This is a genomic window from Carboxydocella sporoproducens DSM 16521 (assembly GCF_900167165.1).
In the GTDB taxonomy this organism is placed as follows: Bacteria; Bacillota.
Map to the genome: position 1 here is coordinate 21583 of NZ_FUXM01000021.1, position 17020 is coordinate 38602.

General features: G+C 47.6%; 16 protein-coding genes. 15 read left to right on the top strand and 1 reads right to left on the bottom strand.

The features are described from left to right. Positions 1-32: 32 nt before the first annotated feature. From B5D20_RS08570 to B5D20_RS08625, 12 genes are all read left to right on the top strand, one after another. Complete coding sequence (locus B5D20_RS08570) at positions 33-1139, top strand: DUF362 domain-containing protein (RefSeq protein WP_078665822.1); 1107 nt, start codon at positions 33-35, stop codon at positions 1137-1139. A gap of 108 nt (positions 1140-1247) precedes the next feature. Further along, on the top strand, positions 1248-2882 hold the full coding sequence (locus tag B5D20_RS08575; RefSeq protein WP_159071892.1) for a bifunctional diguanylate cyclase/phosphohydrolase: 1635 nt from the start codon (positions 1248-1250) through the stop codon (positions 2880-2882). Between the two features lie 80 nt (positions 2883-2962). Further along, positions 2963-3787, top strand: a complete 825-nt coding sequence (gene speE, locus B5D20_RS08580) for a polyamine aminopropyltransferase (protein ID WP_078665824.1) — start codon at positions 2963-2965, stop codon at positions 3785-3787. Positions 3788-3810: 23 nt separating this feature from the next. Continuing rightward, on the top strand, positions 3811-5739 hold the full coding sequence (locus B5D20_RS08585; protein ID WP_078665825.1) for a transglycosylase domain-containing protein: 1929 nt from the start codon (positions 3811-3813) through the stop codon (positions 5737-5739). A gap of 21 nt (positions 5740-5760) precedes the next feature. Continuing rightward, complete coding sequence (locus B5D20_RS08590) at positions 5761-6174, top strand: hypothetical protein (RefSeq protein ID WP_078665826.1); 414 nt, start codon at positions 5761-5763, stop codon at positions 6172-6174. Positions 6175-6195: 21 nt separating this feature from the next. Beyond that, complete coding sequence (locus B5D20_RS08595; RefSeq protein WP_078665827.1) at positions 6196-6807, top strand: GNAT family N-acetyltransferase; 612 nt, start codon at positions 6196-6198, stop codon at positions 6805-6807. Positions 6808-6825: 18 nt separating this feature from the next. Beyond that, positions 6826-7476 (top strand): CBS and ACT domain-containing protein, encoded by a 651-nt coding sequence (locus tag B5D20_RS08600; protein ID WP_078665828.1) that lies wholly within the window; start codon positions 6826-6828, stop codon positions 7474-7476. Next, complete coding sequence (locus B5D20_RS08605; protein WP_078665829.1) at positions 7466-8629, top strand: acetoin utilization protein AcuC; 1164 nt, start codon at positions 7466-7468, stop codon at positions 8627-8629. Before B5D20_RS08600 ends, B5D20_RS08605 begins: the two co-directional genes overlap by 11 nt. A 127-nt stretch (positions 8630-8756) precedes the next feature. Next, entirely contained in the window at positions 8757-9401 is a 645-nt protein-coding gene (locus B5D20_RS08610) for an adenylate kinase (protein ID WP_078665830.1), read from the top strand. 75 nt (positions 9402-9476) lie between these two features. After that, positions 9477-11816 (top strand): protein kinase domain-containing protein, encoded by a 2340-nt coding sequence (locus B5D20_RS08615; protein WP_078665831.1) that lies wholly within the window; start codon positions 9477-9479, stop codon positions 11814-11816. Between the two features lie 47 nt (positions 11817-11863). After that, on the top strand, positions 11864-12013 hold the full coding sequence (locus B5D20_RS08620; protein WP_159071891.1) for an IDEAL domain-containing protein: 150 nt from the start codon (positions 11864-11866) through the stop codon (positions 12011-12013). Next, positions 12000-13109, top strand: a complete 1110-nt coding sequence (locus B5D20_RS08625; protein ID WP_078665833.1) for a 6-phosphofructokinase — start codon at positions 12000-12002, stop codon at positions 13107-13109. Before B5D20_RS08620 ends, B5D20_RS08625 begins: the two co-directional genes overlap by 14 nt. 107 nt (positions 13110-13216) lie before the next feature. On the opposite strand, the gene B5D20_RS14110 is transcribed toward B5D20_RS08625, so the two are convergent. After that, positions 13217-13411, bottom strand: coding sequence for a hypothetical protein (locus B5D20_RS14110; RefSeq protein ID WP_242946649.1), 195 nt, complete (start codon positions 13409-13411; stop codon positions 13217-13219). Between B5D20_RS14110 and B5D20_RS14300 the strand changes: the two genes are divergently transcribed. Genes B5D20_RS14300 through B5D20_RS08640 form a run of 3 tightly spaced genes read left to right on the top strand, consistent with a single transcriptional unit; the run spans position 13362 to position 16944 of the window. Continuing rightward, on the top strand, positions 13362-13577 hold the full coding sequence (locus B5D20_RS14300) for a putative Se/S carrier protein (protein ID WP_375804201.1): 216 nt from the start codon (positions 13362-13364) through the stop codon (positions 13575-13577). The genes B5D20_RS14110 and B5D20_RS14300 overlap by 50 nt on opposite strands. A gap of 3 nt (positions 13578-13580) precedes the next feature. Further along, a complete protein-coding gene (locus tag B5D20_RS08635; RefSeq protein WP_078665835.1) occupies positions 13581-16268 on the top strand; it encodes a helicase C-terminal domain-containing protein in 2688 nt (895 codons plus the stop codon). Between the two features lie 25 nt (positions 16269-16293). Continuing rightward, complete coding sequence (locus B5D20_RS08640; RefSeq protein ID WP_078665836.1) at positions 16294-16944, top strand: phosphatidylserine decarboxylase family protein; 651 nt, start codon at positions 16294-16296, stop codon at positions 16942-16944. Positions 16945-17020: the final 76 nt, after the last annotated feature.

The window sequence follows — 17020 nt, forward strand, 5'->3', positions numbered from 1 at the left end:
CATGTAGAATATACATGAAGGAGGTTGGTTACATGGCAGCAAAGGTTTACTATACGTCAATGCGTACCAAACGGGGAGAGAGTTTGTTAGCCAAACTGGTACGTCTGTACAAAAGAGCCGGTTTTGAGGAAATCATCAGTCCTGGAGATCTGGTGGCCATCAAAGTCCATTTCGGCGAAAAAGGCAATACAGCGTACATAAGACCGCAATTTATCCGGCAGGTAGTAGAACAGGTTAAACTGGCCGGAGGGAAACCGTTTTTGACAGATGCCAATACCCTCTACCGGGGTAGCCGGGCCAATGCTGTTGACCATTTGATTACTGCTATTGAAAACGGCTTTGATTATGCCGTAGTGGGCGCACCTCTGATTATTGCTGATGGTTTGACCGGACACGACTATATTAAGGTGCCAGTTAACCTCAAACACTTTCAGGAAGTAAAAATCGGCGCTGCGGCGGTACATGCCGATGCCTTTATTGCTGTCAGCCATTTTAAGGGACATGAGGCTACCGGTTTTGGCGGCACTATAAAAAATATCGGAATGGGTCTGGGGAGCAGAAGTGGCAAGCAGAATATGCATTCTGACCTGTTGCCCCGGGTTAATCGGGAGAAATGCATTAAATGCGGGCGATGTATCAAGTGGTGTCCAGCTGATGCTATCGCCTTTGCCGGGGAGGAGGGGACTGCTCTTATCAGTGAAACCAGGTGTATTGGCTGTGGTGAGTGTGTAACCGTTTGTCCGGTTCAGGCTATTGCTATTAACTGGAAGACAGAAGCGGATATGTTGCAGGAAAAAATGGTGGAATACACCTACGGAGTACTAAAGGATAAAGTTGGTAAATGCGGGTTTATCAGTTTTGTTACCAGCGTTTCTCCTGATTGTGATTGCTGTGGCTGGTCCGATGCTCCACTGGTAGCCGATCTGGGCATTCTGGCCTCTAAAGACCCGGTAGCTCTGGATCAAGCCTGTGTCGATCTGGTTAACCAGGCTCCTGTCAACCGGATTTCTGTTCTGGGGGATAAACAGGTAGAGGATAAATTCCGCGCTCTCTATCCCAAAGTGGACTGGTCAGTACAACTAAGGTATGGCGAAGAAATTGGCCTTGGCACAAGGCAGTATGAATTAATTGAAGTTTAAAAGAAAGAGGCATTCTTCCTGAATTAAAGAAGAATGCCTCTTTTTATTGTATTTTTTGGAGGAAATTTAGTTATTGTGTCGAAAAATACATTCCGGGAGGGAAAAATTGTGGCACATGAAAACTTTGGCAAGACATTAATCGAGTTTAAGGTCGGAGTATTTTTATTCGCTTTTTTGTCTTATGTAGCTTTTATAGGCTCCAGTTCAATTTCATGGAACCTGATTCTGGCTATGTTATTAGTTATATCCTATAATTTCCTCATTTATTTTACATGGAATCATAATCTTCTGCAACGGAGCCGTTATCTAATTATCTTTGGTGAAATTGTGCTGTTTGGCTACTTGATGTTGTCTTCACAGGGTAATGCCTATTTCCAGCCTCTGTTTTACCTGGTGATTACCACCTATGCCATTCGGTTTGGGGCCAGATTCGGGTTGCTAACCGCCTTAACCGGCTGGCTGGCGGTAATTGTGACGGGAATCAGCCAGGAAGGGGATTTGCCTTTATTACTAAGCAAACCGGAAACGGGGATTTTGCAGGGCTCAATCTGGGCACTTATTGGCTGGTTTGTCGGTAAAATAATGGAAAGCCGTCATAAACTGCAGGAAAGCTATCAAAAACTGACTACCATTATGAAAATTGACCATATTACCGGGGTATATAGTTATCGGTATATTCAGCAGTTTCTCGCCGAGGAGATATTAAAAGCCAGACAAAAGCATGAGCAGTTATCGATAATTCGGATTAGTATTGATGGTTTCCAGCCGATAGTTGATGGCTATGGTCAGGAGGTAACCCAGCAGATTTTAAAGACTGTGGGGGAACTGATCCAGGAAAATATTCGAGGTAAAGATAAGGTAGGGCGATATGGGGAAGATGAGTTTATCGTTTTATTGCCCGGTTCCGATAGTTTCGATGCCCTGGATGTGGGGGAAAAAATTCGCATTGCCGTACGAAACCACTCTTACCCCTTTGAAGACGAGAAGCTCAGGATAACAGTCTCCCTGGGGATTGCCACTTTTCCAAAAGACGCTGAGGATATGGACAATTTATTATACAGGGCCAACCAGACCCTGTTTCGGGCCCGCCATTTACGGCGCGACCGGGTGTGCCTTTCATCTATCACCATTGATGAGGTACAGAATAAAATCAAAAAGGCTGGTACCGCTCTGGCCGAAAATATCCCTACCCTGGTTGCTCTCATTGATGCCAAGGATGTCAACACCTGTGGCCATTCGGAGCGGGTAACCAAATATGCGGTGGCTATGGCCAGAAAACTGGGCTTTACTGAAAAAGAACTGGAGAGACTGCAGTATGGAGCCCTGCTCCACGATATCGGCAAAATCAATGTGGAAGAACATATCCTGGATAAACCGGGAAGTTTGAATGAAGATGAAATTTACTCCATCCGTAATCATCCGGCCTTTGGAGCCAATTTTCTGGCTTCCATTGACTATTTGCAGATGGTAACACCGCTGGTTTTATATCACCATGAGCGCTGGGATGGCTCCGGTTATCCGGAAGGGCTGAAGGGTGAAGAAATACCGCTGGGGGCAAGGATTATAGCTATTGCTGATTCCTATGATGCCATGGTATCGGAACGTCCCTATAAAAAGCCCTTACAACCGGCAGCAGCCTGGGATGAAATCAAAAATTGTGCTGGTACCTGTTTTGATCCGGCTCTGGTTGAAGTATTCTGCCAGGTGGTGGATCGGGAAACCGGTCAGATCAAGCCCGCTTAACCGGCGGGCTCTAAACTTGCTCTTTTTGCCTTCTGTGATATAATTAAATGTGGCAAATAATTACTTAAGGAGGACTGGGAATGGAGCTGTGGCTGAGAGAGCAACATACAGAGGGCTATAGCGTGAGTTGGAAAATAAAGGAAATATTTTATCAAAAACAAACTCCCTATCAACATCTGGCAATTGTTGAATTTTATGATTTAGGGAGAGCATTGGTTCTGGACGGGATTGTTCAGACCACTGAAAAAGATGAATATATTTATCATGAAATGATTGCCCATGTGCCCATGTTCAGTTTGCGGCAGGTGGAAACGGTACTGGTCATCGGTGGCGGTGATGGCGGTACAGTCCGCGAAGTGCTGAAACACACCGGGGTTAAAAAGGTGGTACTGGCTGAAATTGATGAAGATGTAATCAATGCCTGTCGGCAGTATTTGCCGGTAACGGCTGCCTGCCTGAGCGATCCCCGGGTTGAACTGGCCATTGGGGATGGGATTAAATATGTCGAGCAGCAGCAAGCTGCCTTTGATTTGATTATCGTTGATTCTTCCGACCCCATTGGACCTGCTGAACCACTGTTTGGCAGCAAGTTCTATCAGCTGGTCAAACGGGCTTTAAAGCCTGGAGGAGCAGTAGTAGCCCAGACGGAGTCGCCCCTCTTTTATCCACAGGCGTTTCAGAGAGCGGTGCAGGCTATGCGGGAGAATTTCACCTATGTTAAACCTTATTTAACAGCTATTCCTAGCTATGTGGGAGGATTCTGGACTTTTACTATGGCCAGTGATTCGGAACTGAAACCAAGCTGGCCTGAAACCCTGCCCTTTAGTAACCGTTATTATACACCGGAAGTTCATCAGGCTGCCTTTGCCTTACCGCCCTTTGTAGCGGAAATTGTGAATAAATAATAGTGATAAGGAGGGATAACCGGATGACCAGAAGCAAATGGCGTTTAGCGGTCATGGTTATCCTTTTTCTTTTTCTGCTCTCTGGTTGTAAACCCTTAAATCAATGGTTGCCCCGTTTGCCACAGCCCCAGCTGCCGGCGGCTACTCTGATTACTGATCACAAGGGCAGAGTGATCGGACAAATTTATGAACAAAAACGTTATCCGGTTAAACTGAAAGACATATCCCCTTATGTGCTGCAAGCAGTAATAGCGGCTGAAGACCGGGATTTTTATCTGCATCAGGGGCTGGATCCAGCTGGTATAATCCGGGCTATCTGGCATAATTTGAGGGCTGGCCGGATAGTGGAGGGGGGCAGTACCATCTCCCAGCAAACGGTAAAAAACCTGTTTTTGAGCCAGGAAAGAACATGGAAGCGCAAGCTGCTGGAGGCCTGGTGGGTTATTCAGCTGGAACAGCAATATACCAAAGATGAGATCCTGGAGCTATATCTCAATAGCGTTTATTTTGGCGAAGGAGCCTATGGTATAGAAGCTGCAGCTCAAACCTACTTTGGCAAAAGGGCCAAAGATTTGAACCTGGCTGAAAGCGCCTTGCTGGCCGCTACTTTGAAAGCACCTTCGCGCGTAAATCCCTGGGCTAACCTGGAAGCGACCAAAAAGCGGCAGCGCTATGTTCTGCAGCAAATGGTGGAAATGAAAGTCATCACTCCTGAACAGGCCCGTCAGGCCGAGGAACAACCATTGCAAATCCGAAAAAAGCAAAGGGCTGTTTCCAGCCTGGCTCCTTACTTTCTGGACCTGGTCAAGCAACAGGCGGAAAAGCAGGTTGACCAGGAAACCTTGCTGGCAGGGGGACTGAAAATCGAGACGACTCTGGATGCAGAGATTCAGCAGGTGGTTAATGACAGGGTACAAACATATTTGCAGAAATATCCCGGACTGCAGGTAGCGGTGATAGTGCTGGAGAATGATAGCGGGGCTGTTCGGGCCCTGACCGGTGGCCGGGACTGGTGGCAGAGCTCATATAATCGGGTCTTGGCCCGCCGGCAGCCTGGCTCAGCTTTTAAACCTTTTCTCTATGCTCTGGCGCTGGAGCAAGGGATGCAGGCCAATAGCCTCTATAAATGTGAACCGGTTAATTTCAAGGGTTATCAGCCCCAGGATTATGGCAGGCCCGGTTATCATGGCCGGGAGCTGACTATGGCGGAAGCTGTCTGGGTCTCCGATAATATCATTCCTGTTAAAATTCTGGCCCAGTATGGCCCGGAGCAACTGGTTAAAGAAGCAAAAAAATTTGGTTTTACTTCACCCCTACCGCCGGTGTTATCCCTGGCCCTGGGCAGTGGTGAGGTGACTCCGTGGGAAATGGCGGCGGCTTATCGGGTTTTCCCTGGTAAAGGGCAATATATAGAACCCTGGTATATTTCCAGGATAGTTACCGGTACTGGTACTAATCTCTGGCAGGGACAGCCCAGGCGCTGGCAGGCGCTTGGACCTGAACTTGCTTTTCAACTGTTGGACATGATGCGCGGGGTTACAGGACCACAGGGCACAGCGGCCCGCATTAGCCAGATAATACGGAATCAGGCGGTTGCTGGCAAAACCGGGACCACCCAGGAGAACCGTGATGCCTGGTTTGCAGGCTTTAATAGTAAATATACCGTTGTAGTTTGGCTGGGATATGATCTCAAAGGAAAAGGGGTAGGGACTGGAGGAAAAATGGCCGCACCGCTCTGGGCTGAAATTGTCAATTCCCCTGCCTTGCGAGGGGAGATGGAATTTAACGTTCCTGGTAATATAGTTAAGGAAAAAGTTTGTCTGGATTCAGGGCAAAAGGCAGGACCAGCCTGTGAACGCACTGCCGAGCTGGCTTTTGAGCAGGGTAAAGAGCCCCAGGAGTACTGTGCCCTGCACTGGTTTGTTCCCTTTATCAATCTGCCTGGATTTTAGGAGAGATAGGGGAGAAGGAAGATGGCTGAAAAAATCTGGCACTGGCTTTGTGAACATGACAGGATTTACGCCGGTGACCCTGTTTGGATTAAACCTTTACAGCAATTGAGCTGGGAGGAAAGGCGCAAAGTCTATGGAGCGCAGGGACGAGCCGTGGCAGAGTTAATCTTGAAAACCCTGAAGGAGGATACGGCTCTAGCAGCAGAATGGGAAAAGGCTGTAATCGAGAGCGTACTGGCCAAAGGCGGTGACCGGGATTTCCTGGATAGCCAGGTCATGGCTGTCCTGGGCCCACTCAAACTCAATCATTATATCACCAGAGAAGCTGAAGCCCGGGGGATTTTGTTAAAAACAGGAGCCAGCCAGGGAGGTTGCATGCTGGCAATCGTGATCATGACATTGGTGGTGGCGGTCATTGCCTGGCTGACTCGTTAGAAAAAAGAGGAGGTAAGAAGGATGCGGAGAGTACAGACAGATAAGGGAGAAGTGGCAGTAGGAGGGCCGCTAACGGAAGATGTGCTGGCATGTTTGCAGTTTGATCCGGGCTTAACTGCCTTTCGGCGGCCTCATGAACAGCACCGGGCTTTGCAGCAAATAGCGGCCATGCCGGAAGGCAGGGTATATGGATGTATTGCCGACGAAACACTGGTAGGCTATGTAACCTTTCATCCTGCTGAAGAGGAGGGGCGCTGGGGTAAAGGGGAATTTGCCGGCTTTATCCTGGAACTGGGGGCTATTGAAATTTCACCGGAGTGGCGGGGTTTTGGGCTGGCTGGCTTACTGTTGCAGGAAACTTTCTGTGATGATTTCTGGGAAGATTATATCGTGATTTCCCAGCATTTGCACTGGCACTGGGACTTAAAAGGCACAGGGCTGGATTTATGGGGCTACAAGAAGATGTTGAGTCATGTGATGGAGAAAGGGGGATTCCAGCTCCGAAATACCGATGAGCCGGAAATAGCCAGCCATCCTGCCAATATGCTCCGGGTACGGATCGGCAAACGAGTACCGGCGGAGAGAGTCATCCAGTTCGAAGGCAGCCTCTATCAGAATCTTTGGATGTTATAAAGACAGGGAGGGAGAAGGATGGAAGTCTACCGAATTATGCGTTCACCAGTGGTAACTGTTAACCCTCAAACTACCCTGGCGGAAGCCTGGAAAATTATGAAAAATTTGCGCATCAGGCATTTGCCGGTAATTTCCGAAGGGCGGCTGGTAGGGATTGTTTCTGATCGGGATTTGCGTTCTGCCAGCCCGGCGTTCTGGGAAGAAAACAGCGAAGAAAAAACCTGCCAAATTTGGATCGGGCAGATCATGAGCAAAAATGTGATTACTATCGCGCCTGATGATACCATAGATGAGGCAGCCAGGATTATGTATGAATTCAGGATCGGCTCCTTGCCAGTGGTCGATGGCAAGTACCTGGTCGGGCTTTTGACCCAAAGCGATATTTTGCGGGCATTAACGGAATTGCTGGGTGTACACGAACCCGGCTCCCAGTTAATTTTGGAAATACCAGATCGGCCAGGCGTACTGGCTGACATCGCCATTATTTTCAAAAATCTGGGAGTAAATATTGTCAGTGTTGTCACTTTACCCAAACGCAGGCATGAGGAATACCGTTTGATGGTAATCAGGGTCAATACCATCGATCCCCGCAAAATTATGGCTGCTTTACAGCAAGCAGGATATATAGTCAGAACGCCGCGACTGGAGGATACCGGCTATGGGCGGTAGAAGTCTTTTAATCCATAGCCGGCATTTTCAGCGGTATCAGCTTAGTGATGAACATCCCTTCAATCCTTTGCGGCTGGAATTAACAGAAACCCTGATTAAAGCCATGGGGCTATGGCCAGAGAAGGCGCTAGAAGCGCGAGGTGCAACTTTTGAAGAACTGGTACTCTTCCATTCTCCTGCCTATGTCAATGCGGTTTTTAGTCTGGGGGAAAAAGGGGAATGTTCCCTGGGCCCCGAGGCATGGGGACTGGGTACGGAAGACAATCCGGTTTTTCCCCGGATGGGGCAAGCAGCAGCCTTGCTGGTGGGGGCATCGATACAGGGAGCCGAATTGATTCTTGCCGGCAACGCTGAGCATGTTTTGAACTATGCGGGTGGATTACACCATGCCCACCGGGAACAGGCTTCCGGCTTTTGCGTTTTTAATGATATTGTGCTGGCAATCAAGAAATTTTGTCAGGCAGGCTGGCGGGTCGTCTATATCGATACTGATGCTCACCATGGTGATGGCGTGCAATGGGCATTTTATGATAATCCCCAGGTTTTAACCATCTCATTGCATGAAACGGGAAGATATCTCTTTCCTGGTACAGGGAAAATTACCGAACTGGGTCAGGGAGCCGGATATGGCTATAGTATCAATTTACCTTTAGAACCCTTTTCGGATACTGCCAGTATGCTGGAATGTTTTCAGCTGCTGTTACCCCCTCTTTTAGAGGCGTTTAAACCGGATGTAATTGTTTCTCAGCACGGCTGTGATACCCATTATCTGGATCCATTAACCCATCTGCATGGGGACATGCATCTATTACGAGCCTATGCCGAGTTAATTCACGGCTATGCCCATCAATATTCCGGAGGAAGGTGGCTGGCCTTAGGGGGAGGGGGTTATGATATCTGGCGGGTTGTTCCCCGGGCCTGGACACTCCTCTGGGCAACTTTGAGTCACCAGCTGTGTTTACCAGTTGTACCGGCCAGCTGGCTAGAACAGTGGCAGGGAGGAGCGCCAGTACCTTTACCGGCAATGATGATGGACCCGGAAGACATGGTAAAGCCTATTCCCCGGCAGCAGGAAATTCGCGAAAAAAATCTGGCTAATGCGCAGCGGGTATTACAAAATGCTTATCCTATTATCGCAGGAATAATTGGTTAAACGGAGGTAGCAATGAAAAAAGATGTTGCGGGCTCTGTTGTTGCGTTTTCGCCTGAACAGGCCTTTGCAAGAACAGGCCTATGTGTTATAATTTTTTTAGTATTTTGCTTGTTGGGAGGGATTTTTGGTGAGATTGTTGATCATGGGGCCCCCGGGTGCTGGTAAGGGCACTCAAGCCGAGGTATTAGTAAAGAAATTAGAGATACCTCACATTTCCACCGGTGATATGTTCCGGGCTGCTATTAAGGAAGGCACTGAAATGGGCAAAAAAGCCAAGGAATATATGGATGCCGGTCAACTGGTTCCCGATGAAGTAGTGGTCGGGATGGTAAAAGAGAGACTGAGCAAGGAAGATTGTGCTCATGGCTTTTTACTGGATGGTTTTCCACGGACTATCGCCCAGGCAGAAGCACTGGAAAAAACATTACAAGAATTGGATATGCAGATCGATGCAGTCATTAATATAGCTGTGCCCCGGGAGAAACTGATGGAGCGCCTGACCGGTCGTAGAATTTGCCGGGCTTGTGGAGCCAGCTATCATGTAGTATTTAATCCTCCTGCCCGGCCAGGCATTTGTGACAAGTGTGGTGGAGAACTGTATCAACGGGATGATGATAATGAAGCAACAGTAGCCAATCGTCTGGATGTTTACGAGGCTCAAACTCAACCATTAATTGACTTTTATCAAGTCAGGGGATTGCTGCGGCAAATCGACGGTGACCAGCCCATTGACAAGGTATTGAGTGATATTTTAACGGCTATTGGCAAATAATTTTGGTGGATTTTTGGCCACAGGATTACCTTCCTGTGGTTTTTTATTAAAGTCTGTTGACAAGGAGGTGAAAAAGTGGCCACAGTATTGAAGGAAGTATCCCGTATCTCCGGACTTTATGGTCTTGATGGCGAAGAAAAAGTAGCCAAAGAGCTGGCGGAACAGCTTCCGGAATATTTTCTGGTGATTAACTCACCGCGCCTGGCAATGAATGATAATGTGGTGGATATTGACCATATTGTGATTACGCCGGCGGCGATCTTTGTCATCGAGAGTAAAAACATGAATGGCCGTATCACCGGCGGCCTGATGGGCAACTGGACCCAGGAGCGATTAAATGATGGCAAGAAGGAATATATCAAGATAGGCAATCCTGCCGCTCAGGTTAATCAGTATACCAAAGTTGTTCGGGACTATTTAAAACATCATTACTATCAGCAATACCAGGTCCAAAAAAATTTTAAGATGGAACCCATTGTAGTTTTTACCCATGAACATTCCAATATTAATGGGATTCACTACACTTCCCGGGGAAGGGTTGGTAAGGTCAGGGTTTTGTTGTTAAAGGACCTGGTTTCCCATATTATGAGCTTTGATAAGGAATATATGACTTTAGAGGAGATGCATGAGGTAGCTGATATCCTGGTGCCTCAGGATCAGCGGGAACAAACCGGGGTTTATCCGGTGCTGAACGATTTGCCCAAAGAAAGTTTTCGCAGCCGGTATCAGATTCTGGAGGAGATAGGCCGGGGAGCTACCGGGGTGGTTTTCCGCGCCTTTGACAATAAGCTGGATCTGGAAGTAGCAGTAAAGCGGCTGTATGCGGGCCAGGATGGAGAGAAACATAAACAGTGGAAGCAGATTGCCCGGATTTCTGCCCGTTTGAATCACGCCAATATAGTACGCATCCATGATTATTACGAAGAGGATGGCGAGTTTTACCTGGTCATGGACCTGGTTCAGGGTTTGACCTTGAGTGAGGCTCTGGAACAAAGGCAATTTAGCTGGCGCGAAATCTATGATATTCTGGAACAAATATGTAATGCCCTGGACTATGCTCATCGAGAAGGGGTTATTCATCTAGACCTCAAAGGGGATAATATTCTCATTGATGAAAAAGGACTGGTGCATGTTACTGATTTTGGTCTGGCAGCCCTAGCGGAGCTGGGCCCTAGCAAAAGCATAGGCACTCCCCTCTATATGGCACCCGAACAGGTAAGAGGAGAAAGGGGGGATAAATCTTCTGACTGGTTTGCGGTCGGAGTTATCCTGTATCAATTGATAACCGGACATTTTCCTTTTTATGGAAAAGACTTGCGAGAAGTAGGACAGGATATTTTATACGGGCAACCCCCGCCGTTAACCCGCTGGCGGGAGGATGCACCGGCAGAACTGGAAAAAGTGCTGGCCAAAGCCCTGGCCAAAGAAGCCAGGCAGCGCTATCAAAGCGGGCGGGAGTTACTGGCTGATTTAAAAACTGCTCTGGGTGAACGCCTTGAAAGTGGACAGGGCTTGACCCAGCAATGGTTTGCCAATCAGCGCTGGTTAAATTTCTGGCGGGATGATAAAAAGAAATTTTATGTCATTGTGGCCCTAACGGCATTAATCTTCGGCTGGATGTTCAGTTTACAAATGTATATAGACCGGAAGTTCCCCCAATCCGGCAGCAGTACAACAGGGGAATTATTACAGGATAGCCGTCTGGATACTACTTTAATTACCAATGAAAATATAAATCAGGCTTATAATAAAGTTGAAGAATGGTCCGGACGCAAAGTTAAGATTACAGGTAGACTGGAGAAGCTGGTTAATCGTACAGAAGATTATCTCTTGTTACAAATGGCTGTTTCAGATAGCAAAGGAGCTATTACCAGAATCCTGGTCCAGTATAATGGGGATCCCCATCTCCTTCTGCAAAAAGAAGAGAGTTTGCCTCTGGTCAGACTGGTAGGCAATCTGGGCTCAACTACTACTGTTGATCCCCGCAATGGGGAAATAATAAAGATACCCTTGATAGTCAACAGTGTAATTGAGCCAATTGAATTATGGAATGCCATGACACCAGCTAAATACAAATTGGATGTTAAGCAGATACTGGTGCGACATGGGATAGAGGTAGAGCTGGAGCGGATAGAAATAGCAGAGGAGGAAACGCGTTTATTCTTAAGGGTCAAGAATCGTTCCTTGCAAAAACATCTGGTCTCTCTGGCTAATCCTCAGGCTAGACAAGGAAATAATATCATCTACCAGCTTTACCATAGCGAAAACAATTATCAATTCGAGTTACAACCCGAACAGGAGGTAAAAGGGCAAATTATCCTTGGGCCCCTTGATATTATCCAGCGGCAAGTCGAAATTAGTTTGGGGAATAATTTTTTGGGACAGGAACCCTGGGTATTTTCAGTCAAGTGGTAGGCACGGCAGCATAGAATATATTAGAACCCGAAAGGGAGGTGCTGACCGTGCCCCAATTCCTTTTGCGTGACCTGGCTACGGAAATTTATCTGGAAGTTTTATGGATTTATATAGATGATGCCCTGGATCGTCAGGACAAAAGAAGGTTTGAAGAATTATGTGGCGAATTATTGTCTATTATTAATGGAACAGGTTGAAGGAGGGCTGGTTATGTTAAAGCGAATCGGAGTATTAACAGGTGGGGGTGATTGCCCGGGTTTAAATGCGGTGATCAGGGCAGTTACCAAATCGGCTCTGCGGGCTGGTCTGGAAGTGGTTGGTATCGAGGATGGTTTTGGGGGGTTAATCAGACAACAGTTTCGCCCTTTGAATCTGGCGGCTGTGTCCGGTATTCTTCCCAAAGGGGGAACGATACTGGGCACTACCAACCGGGACAACCCCTTTAAATACCCTGTGCTGGTAAATGGCGAAAAAAAGTATGTGGATATGTCCCAAACTATCCTGGACAATCTGGCGGTAGCGGGAATTGATGCTCTGGTGGTTATTGGTGGGGACGGCAGTTTGTCTATTGCCAGGGAGTTACATAATAAAGGCTTAAGGGTAGTAGGTGTTCCGAAAACTATAGATAATGATTTATCTGCTACTGACATTACTTTCGGCTTTGATACTGCTTTACATACGGCCACCGAGGCGCTGGACAAGCTCCACACTACTGCTGAATCCCATCACCGGGTAATGATTCTGGAGGTTATGGGCCGTTATGCCGGTTGGATCGCTCTGGAGTCAGGGGTAGCTGGTGGTGCTGATGTAATTTTGATTCCAGAAATAGAGTTCCAGATTGAAAATGTGGTTAAGAAAATCGAGGAACGCTGCCAGCAGGGCAAGAAATTCAGTATTATAGTTGTAGCAGAAGGAGCCAAACTGGGTGAAAACCTGGTAGTGCAGAAAGTAATTGAGGATAGCGGTGATCCTATTCGCCTGGGAGGGATCGGCCAGCGGCTGGCCGATGAGCTGGAGCGCAGGATTAATCTGGAGACCAGAGTGACAGTGCTTGGCCATTTACAGCGCGGTGGCAGTCCTACTCCATTTGACCGCATTCTTGGTACCCGTTATGGGGCAGCAGCCGTAGAAGCCCTGCTGGAAGGGGAGAACGGGGTAATGGTAGCCTTGCGCACTCCCGATATAGTAACTGTTTCCCTGGCTGAAGCTACCGGGGTATTAAAGCGGGTCAATCCTGAACATGACCTGGTTCAGGCGGCTAAAGCCATTGGCATTTCTTTCGGTGATGAATAATATATAAATATATAACAAAAAAGAACTGTACCCACTCTGGATACAGTTCGGAGAAAAGGGGAGAGGAGATGAGGTGATAACAGGACTTATCCTGATTCATATTATAGCTATTTTTTACTTCCTGACCAGTAATTTGGGGGGAGTTGCCGTTTTTGCTGGCTGAACGGCAGAAATGAGGGATTATTTATGATACGTGAGTTAATAAAGCTAAAGAATTTTTGCTGTTTGGTTTTTTCCTCAGCCCAGCAGGCATTGGCCGCAGAGCATATTGTTGATACCCGAGCTTTACCAGCACTAATCATCCCCACTCCCCGTATTATCACAGCTTCTTGCGGGTTGTCGTTGAAATGCCGGTTAGAGGATGAAGCCACAGTTACAGCGGTTTTACGGGCTGAGGGTATAGAACCGGAGGCTTGCTATATTTGTACCGAAGGCCAATTACCCGTTTTGAAATGGAAGGGGACTTAAGCTTTGGGGATTAAGAATTTTGTTGCTATTGATATTGAAACAACAGGAGTTTCACCGGCGATTGATGAGATCATTGAGATCAGCATCTGTCGGTTTGAAGAAGGAGAACTGGTGGAGAGCTGGGAGACTCTGGTTTGTGCTAAACATCCTGTTCCCAGGGAAATTACCCGGTTAACCGGTATTTCTTCGCAGGATTTGCAGCGGGCACCGTGCTGGGAGGAAATAGCGGATCTGGTACGGGATAAAATTGGGGAATTGCCTGTGGTTGGCCATAATGTAGAGTTTGATCTGGGCTTCCTGCGTGCCCGCGGTATTTATGCGGGCCATTTTTTTGATACCTGTCAATTGGCCCGCCTGTTGTATCCCGGTTTGTCTTCTTATTCCCTGGCTGCTGTGGCCAGCTTTCTGGGGCTAAAACCCGGAGAAAGGCACCGGGCCCGCTGGGATGCGGAATTGGCCGGGCAACTCTTTCTCTTAATGCAAGCGGAAGTGGAACAGCGACCACTACCCTGGCTTACCATGGTAGCCAAATGGGCCAATCCAGCCTGGTCCCTGGGCAAACTGATCAGAGAGACAGCTGAAGCAGCTCTAAAAGCCGGATTTGCTCAGCTGCCACCCACCATGGAATGGTTAACTGCGGGCCAGCGGTTACAGTATGCTGACAGCGCAGTTACCGATTCCGGGTTGACGATAGCAGAGATTTTTGCAACAGGTGGGCCCCTGGCCAGGGTGTTTAATCAGTGGGAGAGTAGAGCCCAGCAAATTGAACTGGCTGAAGCTATTTTTGCGGCATTAGCCAATGAACGACATTTGGTGGCAGAGGCAGGAACCGGTACTGGCAAGTCCCTGGCCTATCTATTACCTGCGGCAAAGATAGCAATTAGAGAAGGAGCCAGAGTAGTGATCAGTACCAATACCCTGGCTTTGCAGGAACAGCTGCTGGAAAAGGATGGGCCAGTTCTACAACAAATTTTTCCTGGACTAAAAATATTGCCTCTTAAAGGCCGGAGTAATTATTTATGCTGGCGACGCTGGTGGGAACTGGTAGATGGCAGTGAGAGCTGGGATCAGGAAACCTGGACTTTGGCTGGCCGCCTGGCCTGGTGGCTGCATATCACTAAAACCGGCGATGAGGCTGAACTCAGGTTACATGGTCCTGACCGCAGCAAATGGGATTTACTCAAGGCGGAAAGGGATATTTGTCTGGGCAATGCCTGTCCCTGGCAGAAATGCTGCTGGGTGCAAACCAACCGGCTGGCAGCCCAGAAGGCCCAGCTGCTGGTTACAAACCATTCACTCCTCTGTACTGATTTGAAACTGGAAGACAAAGTTTTGCCTGGATATGATTATTTAATCATTGATGAAGCCCACAATCTGGAAGAAGTAGCCCAGCGCCATCTAGGACTTCGCCTGGGTGAAATCGACTTTAGGAGATGGCGGACTGGCCTCTGGCGACGGCCTTTTGGTGGACAGGGGCCTCTGGGTGTACTGGAGAGCTTACCATTAAGGGAAATTAAAGAGGAGCTCCTGCCAGTAAAAAGCCTTAGCCAGGAAGTGGAGAGCCGGGAAAAGGAGTTTTGGGAATTCATTGCCAGCGGGGAAAGATTACCGGAAGTGGTAGGAGACAATTATTTATTGAAGCTGAAAATGTTAGTGGATAGCTTGAACAAGCTGGTCTCTCAGGCAAGGGCCTGGAATCAAGAGGGGCTTATCGCTGAGAGTTTGCTTTCTGAATTGGGAGGAAGAGTCAATCAGGGGCAGGAACTGGTTGAAACTCTGGAAATTTGGTTACAACAACCTTTTTCCCACTGGGTTTACTGGATTGAAGATGGCAATATCTGTGCTGTCCCTGTGGAAGTAGGGCCGATATTGCAGGAGCAGCTTTGGAGCCGAAAAAAATCAGTGATTTTTTGTTCCGCTACCCTTTCCATAGCAGGAAAGAATCACTACTATGCCGAAAGCATCGGGTTAAGAGCCTCTGATTACAAGGAAATTGTTTTATCCAGTCCCTTTGATTATAGAAATCAGGCCCTGCTCCTGGGTGTAGCAGAAGGACCTGATCCCGGGCGGGAAGAAGACAGGCTGGCTGAATATCAGGCCGCCATGTTACTGCAGTTGTTATCCCATTCCGAGGAAAGAGTACTGGCCCTTTTCACTTCTTATAAACATTTGAATACAGTGGCTGATCTGATCGCAGAGCCTATGTTACAGATGGGGCGAAAATTGCTGTTACATGGCCGGGATGGCAGCCGAGGCCGTTTGATTCAGGAGTTTAAGAGTATTGATGGTGCAGTTCTCTTTGGCACCCAGAGTTTCTGGGAGGGCGTAGATCTCCCCGGTGACCTGTTGCGAATGGTGGTAATTATGAAACTGCCCTTTGCTGTGCCCACCTATCCTCCGGTACAGGCTAAAATGGAATTATGCCGCCAGGCCGGAAAAAATCCTTTTACCAGAGTATCTTTGCCCAGAGCTATCATTCAGTTTAAACAGGGGTTTGGCCGTCTCATTAGAACGGCAGAGGACTGGGGCCTGGTAGTAATTCTGGATCCCAGATTAAAAAACAAAAGCTATGGCCGGGAATTTCTCAACAGCTTGCCAGAGGTAAATGTTGAATGGGCCCATCCCCGGGAAATCGGTTTAAAGGCAAAAACTTGGCTGGAAGCAAGAAAAATGCTACAATATTTAACATAAAATCAAACAGGGGGTAATATGTTACATGCGACAACCGTATCCGATTGCCAGGGAAGCTTTTCCCTACCTGATTTTTTTGGGGATCATCACAGTGTTAGTTGCTCTCTGGTCCTTCTGGGCCGCTCTGGTGCCTTTGACCCTGTTTCTTTTCACTGCTTTTTTCTTTCGCAACCCCAAACGTCAGATTCCAACCGATCCGGAGCTGATTTTATCACCAGCTGATGGACGAGTTATGGTTGTAGAAGAAGTGGATGAAAAGCGTTTTCTCAACGGAAAAGCCATCAGGGTCAGTATCTTTCTTTCAGTTTTCAATGTTCATCTCAATCGCTGTCCCATTGCCGGTACTATTGCGTATACTGCTTTTGAAAAGGGTCAGATGCTGCCAGCTTATAAGCCGGAAGCTGCCAAACTCAATGAAAAGAACTTCATCGGCATTGAAAATAACAATTTCAGGGTACTAGTAGTGCAGATTTCCGGACTAATTGCCCGTACCATTGTCAGCTGGGTTAAAACCGGTGATAAGGTGGCAAAAGGGGAAATTTATGGTCTGATCAAGTTTGGCTCCTGTACAGAGATTTATTTTCCAGCCAGTTGCGAAGTACTGGTAAAACCAGGGGATAAAGTAGTTGGGGGCATTACAGCGGTAGGGAGGTATGCAGCAGCTTCAGAAAACTAGACTATAATTGATTGTATTTAACTGTTTTGCTACATTAAAAGTATGGAACTATTATCCATTGGAGAAGCAGCAAAGT

Coding starts and splice junctions, on each gene's coding strand:
- B5D20_RS08595 (WP_078665827.1), top strand. CDS start 6,196: ATGCGGAGAGTACAGACAGATAAGGGAGAAGTGGCAGTAGGAGGGCCG.
- B5D20_RS08625 (WP_078665833.1), top strand. CDS start 12,000: ATGGAACAGGTTGAAGGAGGGCTGGTTATGTTAAAGCGAATCGGAGTA.
- B5D20_RS08640 (WP_078665836.1), top strand. CDS start 16,294: ATGCGACAACCGTATCCGATTGCCAGGGAAGCTTTTCCCTACCTGATT.
- B5D20_RS08585 (WP_078665825.1), top strand. CDS start 3,811: ATGACCAGAAGCAAATGGCGTTTAGCGGTCATGGTTATCCTTTTTCTT.
- B5D20_RS08600 (WP_078665828.1), top strand. CDS start 6,826: ATGGAAGTCTACCGAATTATGCGTTCACCAGTGGTAACTGTTAACCCT.
- speE (WP_078665824.1), top strand. CDS start 2,963: ATGGAGCTGTGGCTGAGAGAGCAACATACAGAGGGCTATAGCGTGAGT.
- B5D20_RS14110 (WP_242946649.1), bottom strand. CDS start 13,411: ATGATTAGTGCTGGTAAAGCTCGGGTATCAACAATATGCTCTGCGGCC.
- B5D20_RS08605 (WP_078665829.1), top strand. CDS start 7,466: ATGGGCGGTAGAAGTCTTTTAATCCATAGCCGGCATTTTCAGCGGTAT.
- B5D20_RS08590 (WP_078665826.1), top strand. CDS start 5,761: ATGGCTGAAAAAATCTGGCACTGGCTTTGTGAACATGACAGGATTTAC.
- B5D20_RS08570 (WP_078665822.1), top strand. CDS start 33: ATGGCAGCAAAGGTTTACTATACGTCAATGCGTACCAAACGGGGAGAG.